Genomic DNA, 19,540 nt, shown 5'->3' with positions numbered 1-19,540 from the left:
CCAGATGACGCGACGGCCCGGCTCCCCGGAGCCCGGGTGGGTCCACCCCACCCAGGACGACCCGCTGGTCGCGACGGTCAGCGAAGTGGTCGGCGGGCCGGTCGGGAGCAGGGCCGGAGCACATCCGTGGTGGACCCCGGTCCGGGTGCTGCTGGTGCTCACCGCCCTGTGCTTCAGCCTGGGGCTGGTCACCAAGACGCCGTGCGCGACCACGCAGTGGCAGGACGAGGAGACCCGCTACGCGGCGATGTGCTACTCCGACATGCCCTACCTCTACACAGGGCGCGGGTTCCTGGAGCGGCACTGGCCCTACTCCGACGACGCGGAGGTGCGGGCCACCTACCAGACGATGGAGTACCCGGTCGGGATCTCCTACTGGGCCTGGGGCACCAGCTACGTGACCTGGTGGCTCAGCGGCTCGCCCGCCAACGGCGATCCCGAGCGCGACATCCCGGCCGAGAGCAGCCTCTACGTGGCGGTCAACGCCGTCGGCTTCCTGCTCGTCGCGCTGCTGAGCACCTGGCTGCTGGCCGGCGTCAACCGCAGCCGCGCGATCGCCGGGCGCGTCCTGCGCCGGCCCTGGGACGCCGCGGGCTTCGCCCTCGCGCCGGCGCTGGCCATCACCGGCCTGGTCAACTGGGACCTGCTCGCCATCGGCTTCGTGGCCGGCGCGCTGTGGGCGTGGTCCCGGGGCCGGCCGGCCCTGACCGGGGTGATGATCGGCCTGGGGACGGCCACCAAGCTCTATCCGCTCTTCCTGCTGGGCGGGGTGCTGGTGCTGTGCCTCAAGCGCCGCCGCTGGGCCGACCTGGTCACGGCGGTCAGCGCGACCTTCCTGGCCTGGGGCGTGGCCAACGTGCCGGCCTGGCTCTCGGGTCCCGACGACTGGAAGGTCTTCTGGAGCTTCAACAGCGAGCGCGGAGCCGACCTCGGGTCGCTGTGGCTGCTGTGGCAGCAGTACAGCGGCGAGATGGTCTCCCTCGACCTGATCAACAACGCCTCCTGGCTCTTCTTCGGCGCCTGGTGCGTGGCGGTGCTGGTGGTCGGGCTGGTCGCCCCCAAGCCGGCCCGGCTGGCCCAGCTCGGCTTTCTGATCGTGGCGGGCTTCCTGCTGGTCAACAAGGTCTACTCACCGCAGTACGTGCTGTGGCTGCTGCCGCTGGCGGTGCTGGCCCGGCCCCGCTGGCGCGACCTGCTCATCTGGCAGGCCGGTGAGCTGCTCTACTTCGCCTCCGTCTGGTGGTACCTCGGCGACTTCCTCGCCTCCGGCTCCGGCGGGCAGCCGGTGGCCTACTGGGCCGCGATCCTGCTGCGGGTGGCCGCCGAGCTCTACCTCGTCGCCGTGGTCACCCGCGACGTGCTGCGCCCCGAGCACGACCCGGTCGGCAGGGGCCCCGAGGAGCCCGGCCCGCCGCGGCCCGAGGAGCGCGGCCGGTCCGACGACGACGCCGGCCAGGGTGCCGCCGAGCAGACCGGGTCTCAGACGATCTCGACCCGGTCGAACGAGGTGGCGGTGTAGCGGACCCGGACGTCGATCCGGTCCCCGACCTGCGGCACCCTGGTGCCGGCGGGCAGGAAGAGCATCGAGGCCTGCATGTGCGGGGGCTCGGCGAAGAGCCGCTGCTTGCCGTCGATCGAGTACGGCGAGCGCACGAAGCCGACCGCGTCGAGGCCGCCGCGGGCCAGGGTGGCGGCCCGGGACCTGATCGACTGGTCGCCGGTCGGGGCCTCCAGGCCGATGCCGTGGGCGGTGCCGCCGCTGACCACCAGCAGGTGGCCCGACTTCGGCGCGGTCCGCGAGCGATAGCCGAAGACGTCGCCGCGCTCCACCGGGTGGACGTCGAGGACGGTCGCGGTGACGCTCAGCGCGTCGCGGGCGCCCAGCCACAGGTCGGTGCCGATCCGGGGCCGGATCGCGAAGTCGGCGTAGGAGGCCCGCAGCCGGCTCAGCTCGTCGGGCGTCAGGTGGCTGACCCACAGGGTGTGGGTGGGCAGGCCCGCGGCGACCACGTCGGTGATCAGCCGGTGGACCTGGCTCAGGTGGGAGCCCTGGGCGAGCGGCAGGTGCATGGCCACGCCCTCGAGGCGGCCGCGCGAGGTGTGCCCGGCCACGTCGCGGAGCTGGCGCCCGGTCATCCCGTGGCGCAGCATCGAGGTGACCAGCTCGAGCACGTAGCGGGCGTCCGGCTGCACCGCGAGCAGGGCGGGCAGGTCCTCGGGCCGGCTCACGGTGTGGATCACCCGGCCCGCCACGGCGGGGTCGAGCGAGAGCGCGGCACCGAAGGGCCGCCACGGGGTGAGGACCAGCAGGTCGCCGGCGAAGCGGGCGGCGACCTCGCCGAGCTCCTCGTAGGTGCCGACGGCCAGCACGTCGCCGACCCGCTCGCCGGGCGGCAGGTCGGCGGGCCGGTCGAGCTGGTCGGCCAGCCACTGGGTGCGCCGGGCCAGCCGGCCCAGACCGAAGCCGTAGCCGTTCCCCTTGGCCACCGGGACGAGGCCCGGGGTGCGCTCGGCGACGCCGCGCAGGTGCTCGCGCCAGCGCTCGCCGTCGACGGTGAGGAGCAGGCTCATCCGCGCCTCCTCATGTAGAGGTCGAACGCCTTGTAGAGCGGCCGGTTCAGCGGCAGGTCCCACTCGCCGGCGTACTCGACGGCCTCGCCGCCGGTGCCGACCTTGAACTGGATGAGACCCACGTGCGGGTCGTCGGCGTCGAGGGTGTCGGTGATGCCGCGCATGTCGTAGACCTCCGCACCGGCCGCCATCGCCTGCCGGATCATCGCCCACTGCACGGCGTTGGAGCCGCGCACCTCGCGCTTCTCGGTGGAGGAGGCGCCGTAGGAGTACCAGGCGTGGGTGCCGACGCGGATCGAGATCGTGGCGGCCACCAGGTCACCCTCGTGCCGGGCCAGGTGGAGGACGATCCGGTCGGCCTCCTCGGCCGACAGCGCGTCGAACATGGTGCGGAAGTAGGAGAGCGGGCGCGGGGTGAAGCGGTCGCGCTCGGCGGTGTGCACGTAGAGGGCGTGGAACGCCTCGAGGTCGGCGCCCAGCTCGGCGGCCGACCCGCTCGTCGAGACCACCTCGACGCCGGACTTCTCGGCCTTCTTGATGTTGCGCCGCCACAGCTGGTTCATGCCCTTGAGCACCTCCTCCTCGGTGCGCGGGCGGCCGTCGGCGACCAGCGGGAGGTGGAAGTTGTACTGCGGCTGCCCGGCGGCGAACCCGCCCTCGACCGACTGGGGGAGCCAGCCGAGCTCGTGGAGCTGGGAGACCACGCGGGCCCCGACCTGGCTGCGCTCGAGCGGCACCAGGTCGTCGAGGCGTCGTACCGTCTCGTCGGCGATGCCGGCCTTGAGGCTGGCCGCCGACCAGCGCCGGGTCACCACCGGTGGCCCCATCCGCACCCCGAAGGCGCCCTGGCCGCGCAGGTGCCGGGTCAGTGGGGCCAGCCAGCGCGCCAGGTCCTGGTCGTGCCAGTCGATCACCGGGCCCTCGGGCAGGTAGGCGAGGTAGCGCTTGACCTTGGGCAGCTGCCGGTAGAGGACCAGCGCGGCCCCGACCATCCGGTCGCCGTCGGGGCCGGGGGCGAACCAGCCGAGCGACTGGTGGCGCCACTCCGACTTCACCGCCGCCCAGGCGGGCGTCTGCAGGAAGGACGCCGACGAGCGGGTGCGGAGGAAGTCGAGGTGCTGGGTGGCGCTGACCACCCGCAGGTCCAGCGCGGCGGCCGGGACGGCGGCTGGTGGGGGGCTCAGGTCAGGCACGCGTCGAGGCTACCCGCGTCGCTGCTCGGGCCAGAGGAGGGCCGGGGGCAGTGGCCTAGCGTGGGGCTCATGTCCGACCCGCTCCCGGGCCAGCCCGGCTTCGTCGTCCCCGCACCCGCCGACCGGCCCCGGCGCCGGCGCCGCGCCGTGCGGGTGCTCCTCGCCGACGAGGCCGACCGGCTCCTGCTCCTGCTCGACTCCGACCTGGGCCTCGATCCGGTGGCGCACTGGTGGGTGACCCCGGGTGGCGGGGTGGATCCCGGCGAGGACGACCACGACGCGGCCGTGCGCGAGCTGCGTGAGGAGACCGGGCTCGTGGTCTCCGCCGACGACCTCGTCGGGCCCGTCCTGGTGCGCTCGGTCGTCCACGGCTACAGCGACAAGGTGGTCGACCAGACGGAGGTCTTCTACCTGGTGCGGGTGCCGGCCTTCGAGGCCGACACGACGAGGCACACCGAGGAGGAGCGGCTCACGGTCGTCGACCTCCGGTGGTGGAGCCTGGCCGAGCTGAGGGCCACGACGGACGACGTCTGGCCGCGGGACCTCCTCGCGCTCTGGGACCTCGCGCACCGGCCCGAGGAGTATCGCTCGGGGCCGGTGCAGGGTGCCCGGGTCGAGGAGTCGAGCGTCCCCGCCGGCGTGGGGCAGCCGGGGGACGGGCGGCGCCGGTGAGGCCCGGGCGCTCCCGGCGGTAGTCGGCCAGGGGCCGGCTCAGAGGCGCTCCCGGAGCCACGCGGCGTCGGCCACGTGCTGGTCGGCCCCGCCGGGCGTCTCCAGGACGACGGGCGCGCCGGCGTCGCGGACCACCGCGGCGAGCAGGTCGGGGTCGACCCGGCCCGCACCCAGGTTGGCGTGCCGGTCGGCGCCGGAGTCGAAGTCGTCGCGGCTGTCGTTGCAGTGGACCAGGTCGATGCGGCCGGTGATCGCGAGCACGTCGGCCACCACGGTCTCCAGCGCGTTGCCCCCGGCGTGGGCGTGACAGGTGTCGAGGCAGAAGCCGACCCGGTCGGCGCCCTCGGTGCCGTCCAGGGCGGCCCACACCCCGGCGATCCGGTCCAGGTAGCGGGTCATCGCGTTGTCGCCGCCGGCGGTGTTCTCGATCAGCAGCGGCACCTTGAGGTCGCTGGCGGCGACGGCCTTGCGCCAGTTGTCGAAGCCCACCGCCGGGTCGTCGGCCTTGTTGACGTGGCCGCCGTGCACGATCAGGCCCTTGGCGCCGATCTCGGCGGCGGCGTCCAGGTGCTTCTGGAGCAGCTTGCGGCTCGGGATGCGGATCCGGTTGTTCGTGGTGGCGACGTTGATGATGTAGGGCGCGTGCACGTAGAGGTCGACCCCGGCGCCCTCGGCCGCCTCGCGCAGCGCCGCCGCCCCGCCCGGGTAGGCGATCTCGGGGCCCTGGTAGCCCTGGGGGTCGCCCAGGAAGAACTGCACCAGGCCCATGCCGCGGGCCTCGGCCTCGCCGACCGGGTCCCGCTGGTCGACGTGGGCGCCGACCTTCGGGAGGGGGGAACCGGGTGTGCTGCTCGCGCTGCTCATGCCGGCGAGTCTAGGAAGTGGCTCAGCCGCCGGCCAGCCGGGCGATCAGCAGCAGGCAGGCGACGGTGACGGCGGTGGAGACGACGATCACCAGGGCGGGCACCACCGCGAGCGCGAGCGGACCGAGCCGGGCCGCCACCCGCAGCCCGGGGAGGGTTCCGCCGAGGACGCCGGAGCCGGCGAGCGCCCGGGTGTCGGGCGCGGGGCCGAGCCGGGGCCGCACCCAGTGCCCCTCGGGAGGCGGCACGGCGAGTCGTCGCAGCACCGCCAGGGCCGCGTGGGCGTCGGCCGCCCGGTGCTGGGGGGAGTCGGCGAGCAGCAGCTCGAGCAGCGGCCGGAGCCGGGTCGCCGGCATCGGGGCGCCCCGGACCGGCCGCTGCCCGGTGAGGAGGTGGAGCCCGAGCATGCCCACGGCGTACAGGTCCTGGCGCGGGTCGGGCGGCGCCCCGGCCGCCTGCTCGGGCGCCATGTAGCCGGCGGTGCCGACGGCCGACGGCGAGGTGGTGAGCCGCTCGCCCGCCAGGGTGACCGCGACGCCGAAGTCGGCCAGCCGGACGTGCAGCCGGCCGTCCTCGTGGGGCTCGAGGAGCAGGTTGGCCGGCTTCACGTCGCGGTGCACGATGCCCGCGGCGTGCACCGCGCCCAGCGCCAGCAGCGTCTGCTCCAGGACACCGGCCACCAGCGGCTCGGGCAACCGCCCGTGCTCGGCGAGCAGGTCGGCCACCGAGCCGCCGGTGACCAGGTCCATGGTCAGCAGCACCACGTCACCCTCGGCCGCCCACCCGGTGGGCGCCACCACGTGGGGGTGGCGCAGCCGGATCGCCTGCTCCCGCATGAAGCGGGCCAGCAGTGCTCCGGAGTGGTGGCCGAGCACCTTGGCCGCCACCAGGCGCCCGTCGTGCAGGTCGCGGGCTCGCCAGACCGAGCCCATGCCCCCGGCCCCGATCTGGTCGAGCAGCCGGTAGCGACCGGCGACCAGACGGGTCGGCGCCTCGGACGGGGGGCCCGTGGGGGGAGTCACCCCCCGACGTTAGGGGCCGTCGCCGACCCTCCGGCACCACCATCCACAGGTCGGCCACCGGTCCTCCGCCACGATTCTGCCGGGGCTCCCGCCGGCTGTTAGCCTTGGCGGGTTGTCGATGCGCCCTCCTCAGTGGGAGACGCGCACCGCGGCCGCGACCCGGGCCCGTCCTCGACGGATCCGGCGTCGTGAACGCAAGCCCTCCTGCCACGGAGAGTCCGTGGCCGCCCGAGTCCAGAGGAGGTGGAGACCGCTTTGCGTGCATATGAAGTGATGGTCATCCTCGACCCCAGCCTTGAAGAGCGCACCATCGAGCCGTCGCTCGACAAGTACCTCAACGTCATCCGTAACGACGGTGGCACCGTGGAGAACGTCGACGTCTGGGGACGTCGTCGTCTCGCCTACGAGATCCAGAAGAACGCCGAGGGCATCTACGCCGTCATCTCGATCCAGGCCGAGCCGGCCACGGTCAAGGAGTTCGACCGCCAGCTCACCCTCAACGAGTCCATCCTGCGCACCAAGGTCATCAAGCCCGGCAAGCGCTGACCGGACGGCCCGACCCCCTGGGGAGAGGCCTACCGGTCTGTCGGCGCCTTCGGCAACGATGACACCGGCAGACATTCGCACCACATCACCGATGGATCAATGAGGGAGTCCTGACATGGCAGGCGAGACCGTCATCACCGTGGTCGGCAACCTGGTCGACGACCCGGAGCTGCGCTTCACCCCCTCGGGGGCACCCGTGGCCAACTTCCGGATCGCGTCCACACCGCGGACCTTCGACAAGAACTCCAACGAGTGGAAGGACGGCGACGCGCTGTTCCTCTCCTGCTCGATCTGGCGTCAGGCGGCGGAGAACGTCGCCGAGTCCCTCCAGAAGGGGATGCGCGTCGTGGTGCAGGGGCGGCTCAAGTCCCGGCAGTACGAGACCCGCGAGGGTGAGAAGCGCACCGTCTTCGAGATCGACGTCGAGGAGATCGGTCCGTCGCTGAAGTACGCGACCGCCAAGGTCACGCGCACCACCCGTCAGGGTGGCGGCGGCGGTGGCTTCCAGGGCGGTGGCGGCGGTGGCGGCTACTCCGGTGGCGGCTCCTCCCAGGCCGACGACCCGTGGAGCACCCCGGCTCCGTCGCAGCCCGCACAGGGTGGCGGCGGGTACGGCGCCCCGCAGGGTGGCGGCCAGGGTGGCGGCCAGTCCGACCCGTGGGGCGCTCCCGGGGTCGGCTCGGACGAGCCCCCCTTCTGATCCATCCCATCCGAATACACCTCAACCATTCCGGCCTTGATCGGCCGGGCTTCTAGAAAGGAAGCACCACAATGGCCAAGGCAGTGATTCGCAAGCCCAAGAAGAAGGTTTGCCAGTTCTGCAAGGAGAAGGCGACCGGTGTCGACTACAAGGACACCACGCTGCTCCGCAAGTTCATCTCCGACCGCGGCAAGATCCGTGCCCGCCGCGTGACCGGCAACTGCGTCCAGCACCAGCGCGACGTCGCCATGGCGGTCAAGAACGCCCGCGAGGTCGCTCTGCTGCCCTACACGTCCACCGGTCGCTGAAGGGAGACGGAGACATGAAGCTCATCCTGACCCAGGAGGTCGACGGCCTCGGTGCCCCCGGCGACGTGGTCGAGGTCAAGGACGGCTACGGCCGCAACTACCTCGTGCCCCGTGGCGAGGCCATCCGCTGGACCCGCGGTGGCGAGAAGACCATCGAGTCCATCAAGTCCGCCCGCGCCTCGCGCGCGGTGCGCGACCACGCCCACGCGGTGGAGCTCAAGGGCAAGCTCGAGGGCCAGTCCGTCCAGCTCAAGGTGCGTTCCGGTGAGGGCGGTCGCCTCTTCGGCGCCGTCACCCCGGCCGACATCGCCGACGCCCTGTCGGCCACCTCCGGCGAGACCGTCGACAAGCGGACGCTGGTGCTCGGCAACCCGATCAAGGCCCTCGGCACCCACGAGGTCTCGGTCAAGCTGCACGACGAGGTCTCGGCCAAGGTGACGCTCAACGTCATCCCCGCCTGACCTTCGCACGGCACCGCCGCGACCCGGTCGCGGCACACGTTCCGGCCCGCTCGTCCCTCACGGGGCGGGCGGGCCGGAGTCGTCCGTGGGAGGGTGCGTCGCGCCCCTAGGCGCGGGCGCCGGTGACCATCCAGGCCTCACCCCGGGCGCGGTGCACCAGGACGATCCCGCGGCTGCCCATGAAGACGGTCACGAAGGCGACCCAGACCCAGATCAGGCCGCCGCCCGACCAGGCGACGACCAGCGCGACGGGCGCGAAGGCGACCAGGGTGACCAGCCCGGCCCGAGCCAGGTAGTTGCCGTCGCCGGCGCCGATCAGCACGCCGTCCAGGACGAAGACGACGCCGGCCAGCGGCTGGCCGAGCGCGATCACCAGCAGCACCGGCACCAGCAGCTCGCGCACGGCGGAGTCGGGGGTGAACAGAGCCCCGAGCCAGGGGCTCGCCGCGGCGATCAGCAGGCCGGTCACCACGCCCGACCAGACCCCCCAGGCGATCATCCGCCGGGTGAGGCTGCGCACCAGCGCCACGTCGCCGGCCCCGAGGGCGCGTCCGGTGAGCGCCTGGGCGGCGATCGCGACGGCGTCCAGGACGAAGGCGAGGAAGGTCCACAGGGTCAGCGCGATCTGGTGGGTGGCGACCTCGGCGGCGCCTTCGTCGCCGGTGACGCCCATGGCGACCGAGTAGGTCAGGACCAGCAGCGAGGCGCGCAGCGTCAGGGTGCGGATCACCAGCCCGACGGCGGCGTGGGCCGCCGCCCGGATGCCGGCGGCGTCCGGGGTCAGGGGTGAGCCCTCGCGCCGGGCCGCCCGGACGACGACGGCGACCAGGATCGCGGCGGAGCCCGCCTGGGCCACCACCGAGCCCAGCGCGGCACCCTCGATGCCCAGGGCCGGCACCGGCCCCGCCCCGAAGACCAGCAGTAGGTTGAGCGCCACGTTGAGCCCGTTGCCGGCCACGGCGACCAGGAGGGGGGTGCGGGTGTCCTGGAGCCCGCGCAGCACCCCGGTCGCGGCGAGCATCAGCAGCAGGGGGGTGACCCCGAGGAGGGCGATGCGCAGGTAGTCCTCGGCGAAGCCGCCCACCTCGGTGGAGACGCCGAACGCCGCGACCAGGGGGCCGGTCAGGGCGACCCCGGCGACGGTGGCCCCGACCCCGATCAGGACCGCCAGCCAGAGACCGTCGATCCCCTGGGCCAGGGCGGTGCGCAGGTCGCCGGCGCCCAGGTGCCGGGCGACGCTGGCCGTGGTGCCGTAGGCCAGGAAGACGCAGAGCCCGACGACCGTCTGCAGCACCACCCCGGCGATCCCGAGGCCGGCGAGCTCGCGGGTGCCGAGGTGCCCGACGATGGCGGAGTCACTGAGCAGGTAGAGCGGCTCGGCGACCAGCGCGAAGAACGCGGGGACCGCGAGGCGGAGGATCTCGCGGTCGGTGGTGCGCACCACGTGAGTGTAATGGTCAGTGGCTGCGTCTGATCACTACGCGTGACGCATGTGACACCTGTGGACATCCGTGGGATATCACACCCCGTCGGGGCCGCTCAGCAACTTGTCGACAAAGCAACCAGCGGGTTTCACATGTCGGGCAGGCCCGGAAAGTTTACTTGTCCCCAACTTTTATCCACAGGCTGAGCACGACGTTTGTGCAGGTCAGACGGCGTGTTGGAGAAGTTGTGGACATGTTTTCCACACAGCACCCCCCGGGTGGTGCACAGATCTTGGGGATTCCTGCACCACCAGCCCCCAGTTATGCACATGACCTGTGGATAACGGGCTGTGCGGATGCGGACTCCGGCACGTACCGTCACGCACGGACGCAGGAGTGTCGGAGGGTCTTCCTACCGTGATCACTACCGCGAGAACCCGTCACACGCCCTCCCGGAGGCCCCCTTGAGCATCGCCGAGCACGACACGGTCGGGCCGAGCGAGCCGCCGTACGGCGACGGCTACGAGCAGTGGGGCGACGGCCCGGCGGCCTACGCCCCGGGCGAGGCGCCGCGCCGGGAGGGTGACCGGACGCCGCCCCAGGACAACGCCGCCGAGCAGAGCGTGCTGGGCTCGATGCTGCTCTCCAAGGACGCCATCGCCGACGTCTCCGAGGCGGTCCGCGGGATCGACTTCTACCGACCTGCCCACGAGCTGATCCACGACGCGATCATCGACCTCTACGGTCGCGGTGAGCCGGCCGACCCGGTCACCGTCGCCGCCGAGCTCCACCGTCGCGGCGAGCTGCAGCGGGTGGGCGGCGCTCCCTACCTCCACACCCTGTCGGCCAACGTGCCGATCGCGGCCAACGCCGGTTACTACGCCGAGATCGTCCGGGAGAAGGCGATCCTGCGCCGCCTCGTCGAGGCCGGCACCAAGATCGTGCAGATCGGCTACGCCGGCGAGGGCCAGGTCGACGACGTGGTCGACCAGGCCCAGGCGGAGGTCTACAAGATCACCGACAAGCGGGCCAAGGAGGACTACGCGCCGCTCAGCGACATCATGAACGGCGTCCTCGACGAGATCGAGGCGATCTCCAACCGGGAGGCGGGGCTCTACGGCGTCCCGACCGGCTTCGCCGACCTCGACGAGCTGACCAACGGCCTGCACTCGGGCCAGATGATCATCGTCGCGGCTCGCCCCGCCATGGGGAAGTCGACGCTGGCTCTCGACTTCTGCCGCGCGGCGTCTATCCACAACAACATGGCTTCGGTCTTCTTCAGCCTCGAGATGACGCGCTCGGAGATCGTGATGCGTCTGCTCTCGGCGGAGGCCAAGATCGCGCTCAACCACATCCGCAACGGCAACATGCAGGAAGAGGACTGGGACAAGCTCGCCAAGAAGATGGGCGAGGTCTCGGCGGCTCCGATGTACATCGACGACTCGCCCAACATGACGATGATGGAGATCCGGGCCAAGGCCCGGCGGCTCAAGCAGAAACACGACCTGCGCTTGATCGTGATCGACTACATGCAGCTCATGTCGTCGGGCAAGAAGGTCGAGTCCCGCCAGCTCGAGGTCTCGGAGTTCTCCCGCCAGATCAAGCTGCTCGCCAAGGAGCTCGAGGTCCCGATCATCGCCCTCTCCCAGCTCAACCGTGGTCCCGAGCAGCGCGGCGACAAGAAGCCGATGATGAGCGACCTGCGTGAGTCCGGCTCCCTGGAGCAGGACGCCGACATGGTGATCCTGCTGCACCGCGAGGACGTCTACGAGAAGGAGTCGACCCGCCCCGGCGAGGCCGACCTGATCATCGCCAAGCACCGCAACGGGCCGACCCGAGACATCACCGTGGCCTTCCAGGGTCACTACTCGCGGTTCGTCGACATGGCTCACTGACCCCGTTGCCTTGCCGACGATGACCGAGTTTGCAGTGGAACCTTCCAATTTGCAGTCGATGCACATTGCTCAGGTTCCCGATCGCAATCTCGTCACTCGTGCGGGGGAAGTTGCGTCGTATCGAGGTGGCAACCTGTCGAGGATCGGGAAGCCAATCGCTGGAGGCCAGCCTTCGGAGGTCTTGCAGGTTGCCGAGTCCACGGTCCAGGGCTCGTAGCGAAGAGCCGGTGCGCCGGTGCTTCATGGGGCGATGGACTTCCGTCTGTGGTCTGTGGGAACTGAGGAGGAGGTCGCCCCGTGGCTGGTGATGCTTCTTGGTCCCATGCCAACAAGGACCCGAATCATGACGGCGCTTCCGCGTAAGAAGACCTACTGCAAGGACATCGTCGTCCGGTGAAGGGAGGGTCCATGCCACCCCTCGATGATGAAGCTAGCGCGGCGCCAGTAGGTGATGAGGCGGCCCTGTGGGCATCCTTTTTGGAGGTCTTAGGTAGACACGGCTCGGTTAGCCTAGACCGCGCTGGCAGACCTGTGTTTCGCGCCGCTCACGAGTCGGCAACTCGTACGTTTTGCCTCTCCGCCCATGAGTTGCGCGAGTACTTCGTCATTGACATCGAACGACAGCGCTCGAATGACGCAGACCCCCTGCGGGTGGATGCGCTACCCGCATGGTTCATCGACGAGCTGAATGAGTTCGTCGGCTCGTACGAGGAGCCGTTCGAGTTCGAGCACGTGCGTCTCACGCCTGATGGATTCGAGCCTGTCCTGCAGTGTTGAGTCGCGAACAGGGAACAGGACCGAACGGGTTCGAGAGTCGTCCCGTTGCAGCTTGGGCGATCGTCGGCATTGCTGCCAGCGATCGGCGAATCTGCAATGAAGCGGCTGAATCTGCAACTCTTGCGCCAGACCCGAGCGCAACGCAGCTGGGGTGCGTCAGGACGTGCGGTCCCAGCGGAAAAGCACTGTGCTGAGCGTGCCGAAGATCGCGGCAGTGGCGGCCAGGAAGGCCACTGATGCCAGCGGCCAAGCCTCTGCGTGCCACGAAGCGTGTACCAGTTCGACGACGTGGTGGACGGGCGAGAGCTTCATCACCGTCTGGATGCCCGCTGGCATCACCTGAGTGGGGATCAACGCTCCCGACGTCGTCATCAGCAGGACCATGAGTCCGTTGCCGATGCCGGTCGCTGCTCCGACGCTGGGGTAGGGCGCAGCGAGCGTGTAGCCGATGGCGAGCATGGCGACCAGCCCCACGGCGATCGCCGCCACCGTGACCAGGACGTGCTGGGGTGCGTCGACGCCCAGCACGGTGATGCCGAGCAGCAGCTCAGGAGTGCTCCGGCCATGCCGAGGACGAAGTGGACGGTGAGGTCGGCGGCGACGTGTCCAAGCCTTGGAGCTGGTTGAGCAGGGTGGTGGTCGGCGACGGGTGTGAGTGGCTGGCCACCAGCACCGATGCTTTCGACCTCGTGTTCGCGGACACGTGGCCCGGCGACGCTCGCCGACCTCGTCTCACCGAGCTGCTCGAGCAGGCCACGCGCGACTCCGACTAGAGAGGGACCGCACGCGGCGATGACTGGTGTCGGCGTTCAGCTCCGCCTGCGGGAGCGTACGCCCGGCACTCGGCGGGCGCTCGGACAGACTGTTCGTCACGGCACGGCGTCTGCCGTAGAGACCACCCGGGAGCTTGCCGTCGGCTGGTGGCTCAGGTCGACGACGCAGAACAGATTCCCCTCGGGGTCGGCCAGGACCACGAAGTCGGCGTCCGCGGGGTAGTCCCAGTCGACTCGCTCGGCACCCAGCGCGACCAACCGGTCCACCTCTGCCCGTTGCTCGGCCTCGTCGTCGACCCACAGGTCCAGATGGGTCCGGTCGTCCTCGTCGAGGTGCAACCGCGGACCCGTCCCGGTCTCGGGGGCCAGGAACTCAGGGTTGTGCGGCTGGCTCGTGTATCCCAGGGCTCCGGACCAGAAGGCGCCTGCGCGACCGGCCTCCGACACGTTCAGCACAAGCGCTCCGATTCTCACCATGTCCGTCACCGTGGCACGCCGTGTTCGGACAGGCAACGCCTGACCGGCCCTCCGGCGCGCCCGTGAGCTCGACCGTCGGGGAGTTGGCCATCGTGATGAAGTCGGCGGTCGGCTGGTCGTCGTCCTCGGCGTCACCCGGCACGTAGGTCTTCGGCGTTGGGGAGGCCTGGTTGAGCACCGGCGGCTGCGTCTCCTCCCAGATCGGGTAGTTGAACTGGTCGATCCGCACCCGCAGACCCGCGTCACGCAGCGTCGAGACGACGTGGTCGACCGACTCCCGGTAGCCGGGGGAGAACACCTCGCGGGTGTCGTCGTTGAGCGACGCGATCCGTTGGAGGGCAACCGTGCCGGACGGGACGGCCGCCGCAGCGAGCAGGGCCGAGGTCGCGCCTGCTGCCACCAGCTTGGAACGCAGCGTTCATGGCTTCCCCTTCGGGGCTGCCGACGACGCGATGCTCACCTCGGCCTCGGTACGCCGGCCAGCTGCATCTGGCCGAGCCACCCAGCCACGTCGCGTCCCACGGAGGACGAGCCTTGCACCCGCACCTCCCCGCTCCGCAGCACGTCACCCCACTGCCGGTCCCCGCGCCACACCTCGGTCATGGTGCGCAGCGGGGTCTCGATCCCGGCGGTCACCTCGAACCCGGGGTCGTAGTCGCAGACGTCCGCCTCGGCCCCGCTCACGCAGAGCCACCAGCGCGCGACCTTCGCAGGCACGTCGGTGAAGCGGAAGGCCACCACCGTGCGGCCACGCGGCCACCGGTCCACGGCCACGGTCCGGCGGATGTCCCACATCAGCAGGTGGGGGTCCAGGTCCTGCTCCCCGAGGTCGCCGATCCACCGCACTCCCCAGGCGCCCAGCGCCTCCACGACCGGGCGCAGCTCCTCGCCGCTGGCGGTCAGCCGGTAGCTGCTGCGACCGGCCTGGTCGCCGACGCGCTCCACCACCCCGACCCGCTCCAACGTCCGCAGCCGCTTGGAGAGCAGGGCCGGCGACATCTTCGGGTTCCCCCGGCGCAGCTCGTTGAAGTGCGCGCTCCCCGCCAGCAGCTCGCGGACCACCAGGAGGGTCCAGCGCTCGTCGAGGACCTCCATGGCCTTGGCCACGGGGCAGAACTGACCGTACGACGTCATCTGGCCTCCTGCGCTGGAGCGCCCCACCCACTCAGTAGACCCCCGTAGCGCCCCCAGCACCAGTACTGATCCTGAACCGCGGCTGGTTCACATCTGGCACTGGAGCCGGGGCCGCGGCCGGGCAGACGCTGGTGGGATCAGTCCGACTCGAGGAGCAGAGATGACCGACCAGACCCTCACAGACCGCAGCACCACCCCGACCGACGACCTCAAGGCCCGGCACCGGGCGATGTGGGCGCTCGGCGACTATCCCTCCGTGGCCACCGAGGTGATCGCCGAGCTCGGCGAGACCCTGGTGCGCGCCACGGGGATCACCGGAGGTGACCGGGTGCTCGACATCGCCGCCGGCTCGGGGAACGCCGCGCTGCCCGCCGCCCGGACGGGTGCCCGGGTGGTGGCCAGCGACCTCACCCCCGAGCTGCTCGAGGCCGGCCGGCGCGAGGCCGAGGCCCAGGGGCTCGAGGTCACCTGGGAGGTGGCCGACGCCGAGGCGCTTCCCTACCGCGACGGCGAGTTCGACGCGGTGCTCTCGTGCGTGGGCATCATGTTCGCCCCGTTCCACGAGCGCAGCGCCGCGGAGCTCCTGCGCGTGGTCCGGCCCGGTGGCCGGATCGGCCTGGTCTCCTGGACGCCCGAGGGGTTCATCGGGCAGATGTTCGCGGCCATGAAGCCCTACGCCCCGCCGCCGCCGCCCGGCGCCACGCCGCCGCCCCGCTGGGGGGACGAGACGCACGTGCGGAGCCTGCTCGGCGATCGCGTCACCGACGTCGAAGCCGGCCGGGAGCTGCTGGTGGTCGACGCCTTCGCCACCGCCGAGGGGTTCCGGGAGTTCTTCAAGGAGAGGTACGGCCCGACCATCGCGGTCTACCGCGGCATCGCCGACGAGCCCGACAAGGTCGCCGCCCTCGACGAGGCGCTCGCCGAGCTCGCGCGCTCCCACGAGCGGCCCGACCACACGATGCGGTGGGAGTACCTGCTGCTCACCGCGCGCCGGAGCAGCGACTGACCAGATCGACGCCCGCTCCTACCCGGTGGTCAAGCCGGCACGGCACCGCTTCGACGCGGCGGTGCGCGCCGCGTTCCCGGACGCCGACGTGGTGCAGCCGCTGATCCGCACCAAGCGGCTGCGCGGCTGGCGGTTCTGGCTCGACCTGCTCGGGCAGCCGGGACTCATCGGCGCCTACGAGGAGCTCTCCGACTTCGCCGGCTTCTACCTCGTCGAGCAGCGGCACCAGCAGCTGCTGGTGCGGGTCACCGACACCACGCTCACCCGCCGCCCGCTGGAGGTGCCGTTCACCGGACGTCGGCTGGTGCTGGGCGACGACGTCCTGCGCCGGGCGCCCTACCGGCTCTGAGGTCGCCCGGGCACCCGCGGGTCAGGACCGTCCACGGCTCGGAGTGCCACTCGCCACTCGGCGACCGGATGCGTCAGTCTCTGCGGCATGCGCCTGCCACTTCTTCTCCTCACCCCGCTCGTGCTCTCGCTGCTGCTCGTCGGTGGCCCCGTCGCCGCCGGTGGGGCAGGCGAGCCGCGGGAGGCTCCGCGCCCGAGCGCCGGTCCGAGCTGCCCGAAGGAGAACCCGGTGCTCGCCCGGTCCACCCTCCGGAGCGCGAAGAAGCGTCAGGGCAAGGCGCCGCGCCTGGGTGTCGCCACCCTCACCCGGACGCCCGAGGGCTCGTCCCAACCGGGGTTCTGCCTCGAGGTGACGGTGCGCAAGAAGTACCGCACCGCCAGGTTCAGCGTGCGGAAGCGGGTCGAGATCAACTTCGCGGCCGCCGAGGGCACCGCACTGGTGGAGACCGTGCAGCCCGCGAACGCCCAGCACCCCGTCGGCCAGGCGGCGAGCTACGCCCTGCCCGGCGACCACGCGGTGGGGCGGGTCACCATCCGCGGCCGTGGACTGACGGCCAAGGCGGTCCTGAGCGGCGCCCTCTGAGGAGCCCACCCGCCCGCGGGGTCTCCCCTCGGGACCGCGGACCGGAGGCGTCGAGGCGGGCCGTCCACACCGGAGTGCGGACGACCCGCCCCGACGACCAGGTCAGCTCAGGACGCCGTCACCGCCACCAGCTCGCGGGGATCGGCGGCGTCAGGGCCGGGAGCTTCCGGGCCGGGACGGCCTGCTCGTAGGCGTAGGCGTAGCCCAGGAGCTTCGGCTCGCTGAACGCCTCGGCCATGAACGCCAGGCCCGCGGAGATGCCGCCGGTGGTGACCCCGCCGGGGACCAGCATGTCGGGGTAGCCGGAGAACGCCGACAGGTCGCTGCCGCCGGCCGTCGGGCGGACCAGCGCGTCGAGGTCGTTGTCCTCGAGCAGCTTGTCGAGCGCCGCCCGCATCTGGGCCGGCGCGGTCTGCGCCGCCGCCACGTAGGCCGGGTCGTCCAGGCCGCCGCGCTGGGTCTCGCTGCTGAGCCGGCTGAGGACCTCGGGGGCGATCCCGAACCCCGGCTGGGAGCTGGCCTCGAAGACGTCCTGGTGGGAGGCCACCGACGCGCCCGGCCGCGTGGAGGTGAGGTACTGCCCCAGCTCGCTCTTGAACTCGGTCTCCGAGATCAGGGTGTAGTACTGCGCCCGCAGCCCCAGCGCCTCCGCCGGGACGGCCAGGTCGTCGACCACCGTGGCGCCCAGGCGACGCATCGTCGCGACCGCCGAGTCCATCATCGGGTCCGTGGCGTCGGTGACGTAGTTGCGCAGCACGCCGATCCGCGCCCCCTTGAAGGAGCTCTTGCGCAGGTAGGCGGTGTAGTCCCGGGGGATCTTGCCGCGGCTGGCCCGGGTGGCGGGGTCCCCGGCGTCGTAGCCGGCCAGCGTGTTGAGGGTGAGCGCGGTGTCGGTGACCGTGCGGGTCATCGGGCCCGCCGCGTCGAAGGTGGAGGAGAAGGGCACGACACCGGCCCGGCTCACCAGCCCCATCGTGGGCCGCAGCCCGGCGAGCGACTCGGCGTCGACCGGCCCCCGGATGGACCCCAGGGTGTCGCTGCCGATCGAGATCACGGCGAAGTTGGCCGCGATGGCCGCCGCCGGCCCGCCGGAGGACCCCGACGTCGAGCGGGACAGGTCGTAGGGGTTGAGCGTCTGGCCGCCGGCCGAGCTGTAGCCGGCTCGGCCGCCGTGGGCCCACTCGTCCAGGTTGCCCTTGCCGAGGATCAGGGCGCCGTCCTCGCGGAACTTGCGGGTGATGGTCGCCTCCCGGACGGGCAGGGCGTCGACCAGCGTCCTTGACCCGGCCGTGGTCGGCATGTCGGTGGTGTCGATGTTGTCCTTGAGGACCACCGGGATGCAGTGCAGCGGCCCGACCTTGCCCCTGGCCCGCTTGTACTTCGCGTCCAGGGCACGCGCCTGCGCCTTGGCGTCGACGGCGACCGTGATCAGCGAGTTGATCGCCGGGCCCTGGTTCTCGTAGGCCTGGATCCGCGTCAGGTAACCGTCGATCAGCTGGGCGCAGGTGAGCTGGCCGGACCGGAACGCCTGGTGGATCGAGGCGACGGTCGCCTCTTCGAGCACGAAGGACCCCGGCCGTGGGCCGTGACCCTGACCAGGGCCCGGGCCGTGGGCGACGCCCACGGTCGGGACGGCGACGAGGGTGGCCGAGGCGGCGAGCATCGCCGCGCCGGCCAGAAGCTTCCGAGACTGCATGTGGTCCTCCTTGACGAGGCGCATCCCGACTGCCGCCGGGAGCTGGAGGCTTTACCTTGTGGCGCGTGAGTGCGCCGCCGGTTAGCAGCGCGTGACGCGCGCGTTAAGCCTCCGGCGCTCAGGGGGCGAGCGGCCCGAACGGGCGCTCCTCGACCTCGAGCCCGCGTACGACGACGCAGGTCGCCTCGGGGATCTCCCGCCAGGCGCCGGCCAGGTCGTCGAGGGGCTCGGAGACCACGAGCCGGGACTCCGGGGACAGGTCGTGCAGCGCCGGGTGGTCGGGGTGCTGGTGCCGGAGCGTGTCGACGTCGATGCTGTGGAACAGCGACCTCGACCTCCCGCCGCTGGCGTAGCGGAACGCCCAGGTCGTCTCGCCGTCGGTGGTGGCCACCGTCATCGCGACCGGGTGCTCCACACCGCGCCGCCGTCCGGTCTGCTCGATCAGGCCGACCGCCCGGGCCACCGCCGCGGGCGGGTCGTCCTCCAGCCCCAAGGTCAGGGCCAGGAAGAAGAAGAGCTCGGTGTCGGTGGAGCCCGCGATGAACGGGAACAACGCGGGGTCGACGGCCAGCATCAGGTCGCGCTTGAGCAGCCCGAACCCGGCGAGGGCGCCGTTGTGCATCCACAGCCACCGGCCGTGGCTGAAGGGGTGGCAGTTGGTCTGCTGCACCGGGGAGCCGCTGGTCGCCCGGACGTGGGCGAAGATCCGCGACGAGCGCACCTGCGCCGAGATCTCGCGCAGGTTCAGGTCGTTCCAGGCGGGCTCGGTGCTGCGGTAGCGCCCCGGCGTCCCGCGGTCGCCGTACCAGCCGATGCCGAAGCCGTCGCCGTTGAGCGACTCCTCACCCAGCCGGGCGTGCCTGCTCTGCACCACCAGCGAGTTGGCGGGCTTGAAGAGCAGGTCCTCGACCAGCAGCGGCGACCCGGAGTAGGCGAGCCAACGACACATCCGGCGCTCCTCTCCTGCCCCTCTCGGCACAGTAGGCCCAGGTCGGAGCCTCTGGCCAGGGCCTGTCGGGTCCGGGTTGTCGCCCCGTTGCACGCCGCAGCCGTCTGCGGGGCTACGATCCGGCCTCCGACCCTGAAAGGAC

Annotated in this window: 22 protein-coding genes; 11 read left to right on the top strand and 11 right to left on the bottom strand. The window is 71.6% G+C overall.

The features are described 5' to 3' along the window. The first annotated feature begins 4 nt into the window (after nucleotides 1-4). Entirely contained in the window at nucleotides 5-1,519 is a 1,515-nt protein-coding gene (locus AC4BGE_RS07220) for a glycosyltransferase family 87 protein (protein WP_490574823.1), read from the top strand. Here the strand turns inward: AC4BGE_RS07220 and AC4BGE_RS07215 are convergent. Continuing rightward, the gene (locus AC4BGE_RS07215) at nucleotides 1,480-2,571 is read right to left on the bottom strand and encodes an alanine racemase (protein WP_490574822.1); all 1,092 of its coding nucleotides are present in this window, start codon (nucleotides 2,569-2,571) and stop codon (nucleotides 1,480-1,482) included. The genes AC4BGE_RS07220 and AC4BGE_RS07215 overlap by 40 nt on opposite strands. Then, on the bottom strand, nucleotides 2,568-3,764 hold the full coding sequence (locus AC4BGE_RS07210) for a lipid II:glycine glycyltransferase FemX (RefSeq protein WP_490574821.1): 1,197 nt from the start codon (nucleotides 3,762-3,764) through the stop codon (nucleotides 2,568-2,570). The genes AC4BGE_RS07215 and AC4BGE_RS07210 overlap by 4 nt, the downstream gene beginning before the upstream one ends. A gap of 69 nt (nucleotides 3,765-3,833) precedes the next feature. Here AC4BGE_RS07210 and AC4BGE_RS07205 point away from each other — a divergent pair, with 69 nt between their 5' ends. Next, the gene (locus AC4BGE_RS07205; protein ID WP_490574820.1) at nucleotides 3,834-4,436 is read left to right on the top strand and encodes an NUDIX hydrolase; all 603 of its coding nucleotides are present in this window, start codon (nucleotides 3,834-3,836) and stop codon (nucleotides 4,434-4,436) included. A 39-nt stretch (nucleotides 4,437-4,475) separates the two neighbouring features. On the opposite strand, the gene AC4BGE_RS07200 is transcribed toward AC4BGE_RS07205, so the two are convergent. Beyond that, nucleotides 4,476-5,300, bottom strand: coding sequence for a deoxyribonuclease IV (locus AC4BGE_RS07200; RefSeq protein ID WP_490574819.1), 825 nt, complete (start codon nucleotides 5,298-5,300; stop codon nucleotides 4,476-4,478). 22 nt (nucleotides 5,301-5,322) lie between these two features. Beyond that, nucleotides 5,323-6,321: a serine/threonine-protein kinase gene (locus AC4BGE_RS07195; protein WP_490571967.1), complete on the bottom strand. Its 999-nt coding sequence runs from the start codon at nucleotides 6,319-6,321 to the stop codon at nucleotides 5,323-5,325. 255 nt (nucleotides 6,322-6,576) lie between these two features. On the opposite strand from AC4BGE_RS07195, the gene rpsF reads away from it, so the two are divergent. The 4 genes from rpsF (at nucleotide 6,577) to rplI (ending at nucleotide 8,336) form a co-directional block, all read left to right on the top strand. Then, entirely contained in the window at nucleotides 6,577-6,867 is a 291-nt protein-coding gene (gene rpsF / locus AC4BGE_RS07190; protein ID WP_490571966.1) for a 30S ribosomal protein S6, read from the top strand. Between the two features lie 115 nt (nucleotides 6,868-6,982). Further along, the gene (locus AC4BGE_RS07185; RefSeq protein WP_490571965.1) at nucleotides 6,983-7,567 is read left to right on the top strand and encodes a single-stranded DNA-binding protein; all 585 of its coding nucleotides are present in this window, start codon (nucleotides 6,983-6,985) and stop codon (nucleotides 7,565-7,567) included. Nucleotides 7,568-7,638: 71 nt separating this feature from the next. After that, nucleotides 7,639-7,875, top strand: coding sequence for a 30S ribosomal protein S18 (rpsR, locus tag AC4BGE_RS07180; protein WP_101525917.1), 237 nt, complete (start codon nucleotides 7,639-7,641; stop codon nucleotides 7,873-7,875). A 14-nt stretch (nucleotides 7,876-7,889) separates the two neighbouring features. Then, nucleotides 7,890-8,336, top strand: a complete 447-nt coding sequence (gene rplI, locus AC4BGE_RS07175) for a 50S ribosomal protein L9 (RefSeq protein ID WP_490571964.1) — start codon at nucleotides 7,890-7,892, stop codon at nucleotides 8,334-8,336. Nucleotides 8,337-8,442: 106 nt separating this feature from the next. On the opposite strand, the gene AC4BGE_RS07170 is transcribed toward rplI, so the two are convergent. Further along, entirely contained in the window at nucleotides 8,443-9,777 is a 1,335-nt protein-coding gene (locus AC4BGE_RS07170; protein ID WP_490571963.1) for an MATE family efflux transporter, read from the bottom strand. Between the two features lie 447 nt (nucleotides 9,778-10,224). Between AC4BGE_RS07170 and dnaB the strand changes: the two genes are divergently transcribed. Next, nucleotides 10,225-11,655, top strand: coding sequence for a replicative DNA helicase (gene dnaB / locus AC4BGE_RS07165; protein ID WP_490571962.1), 1,431 nt, complete (start codon nucleotides 10,225-10,227; stop codon nucleotides 11,653-11,655). Between the two features lie 588 nt (nucleotides 11,656-12,243). Next, on the top strand, nucleotides 12,244-12,432 hold the full coding sequence (locus tag AC4BGE_RS07160) for a hypothetical protein (protein ID WP_490574818.1): 189 nt from the start codon (nucleotides 12,244-12,246) through the stop codon (nucleotides 12,430-12,432). Nucleotides 12,433-12,588: 156 nt separating this feature from the next. Here the strand turns inward: AC4BGE_RS07160 and AC4BGE_RS07155 are convergent, their stop codons facing one another. The 4 genes from AC4BGE_RS07155 to AC4BGE_RS07140 all read right to left on the bottom strand — a co-directional run bounded on the left by AC4BGE_RS07155 (nucleotide 12,589) and on the right by AC4BGE_RS07140 (nucleotide 14,816). Next, complete coding sequence (locus AC4BGE_RS07155) at nucleotides 12,589-12,960, bottom strand: ABC transporter permease (RefSeq protein WP_490574817.1); 372 nt, start codon at nucleotides 12,958-12,960, stop codon at nucleotides 12,589-12,591. 341 nt (nucleotides 12,961-13,301) lie between these two features. Next, a complete protein-coding gene (locus tag AC4BGE_RS07150) occupies nucleotides 13,302-13,682 on the bottom strand; it encodes a VOC family protein (RefSeq protein WP_490574816.1) in 381 nt (126 codons plus the stop codon). After that, nucleotides 13,579-14,082 (bottom strand): hypothetical protein, encoded by a 504-nt coding sequence (locus tag AC4BGE_RS07145; protein ID WP_490575075.1) that lies wholly within the window; start codon nucleotides 14,080-14,082, stop codon nucleotides 13,579-13,581. Before AC4BGE_RS07145 ends, AC4BGE_RS07150 begins: the two co-directional genes overlap by 104 nt. 56 nt (nucleotides 14,083-14,138) lie before the next feature. Further along, nucleotides 14,139-14,816, bottom strand: coding sequence for a winged helix-turn-helix transcriptional regulator (locus AC4BGE_RS07140; RefSeq protein ID WP_490574815.1), 678 nt, complete (start codon nucleotides 14,814-14,816; stop codon nucleotides 14,139-14,141). A gap of 160 nt (nucleotides 14,817-14,976) precedes the next feature. Between AC4BGE_RS07140 and AC4BGE_RS07135 the strand changes: the two genes are divergently transcribed. The 3 genes from AC4BGE_RS07135 (at nucleotide 14,977) to AC4BGE_RS07125 (ending at nucleotide 16,753) form a co-directional block, all read left to right on the top strand. After that, complete coding sequence (locus tag AC4BGE_RS07135; protein WP_490574814.1) at nucleotides 14,977-15,822, top strand: class I SAM-dependent methyltransferase; 846 nt, start codon at nucleotides 14,977-14,979, stop codon at nucleotides 15,820-15,822. 25 nt (nucleotides 15,823-15,847) lie between these two features. Then, nucleotides 15,848-16,171: a hypothetical protein gene (locus AC4BGE_RS07130; protein WP_490574813.1), complete on the top strand. Its 324-nt coding sequence runs from the start codon at nucleotides 15,848-15,850 to the stop codon at nucleotides 16,169-16,171. A gap of 87 nt (nucleotides 16,172-16,258) precedes the next feature. Then, nucleotides 16,259-16,753, top strand: coding sequence for a hypothetical protein (locus tag AC4BGE_RS07125; protein ID WP_490574812.1), 495 nt, complete (start codon nucleotides 16,259-16,261; stop codon nucleotides 16,751-16,753). Between the two features lie 118 nt (nucleotides 16,754-16,871). On the opposite strand, the gene AC4BGE_RS07120 is transcribed toward AC4BGE_RS07125, so the two are convergent. Beyond that, a complete protein-coding gene (locus AC4BGE_RS07120; RefSeq protein WP_490574811.1) occupies nucleotides 16,872-18,449 on the bottom strand; it encodes an amidase family protein in 1,578 nt (525 codons plus the stop codon). Nucleotides 18,450-18,567: 118 nt separating this feature from the next. Further along, nucleotides 18,568-19,398, bottom strand: coding sequence for a class II glutamine amidotransferase (locus tag AC4BGE_RS07115; RefSeq protein WP_490574810.1), 831 nt, complete (start codon nucleotides 19,396-19,398; stop codon nucleotides 18,568-18,570). Between the last annotated feature and the right edge of the window lie 142 nt (nucleotides 19,399-19,540).

It is taken from the genome of Nocardioides sp. Z50_6 (assembly GCF_058215755.1).
Note: the sequence above shows the minus strand (reverse complement) of the source record. Positions and strands in the feature narration are given on the sequence as shown.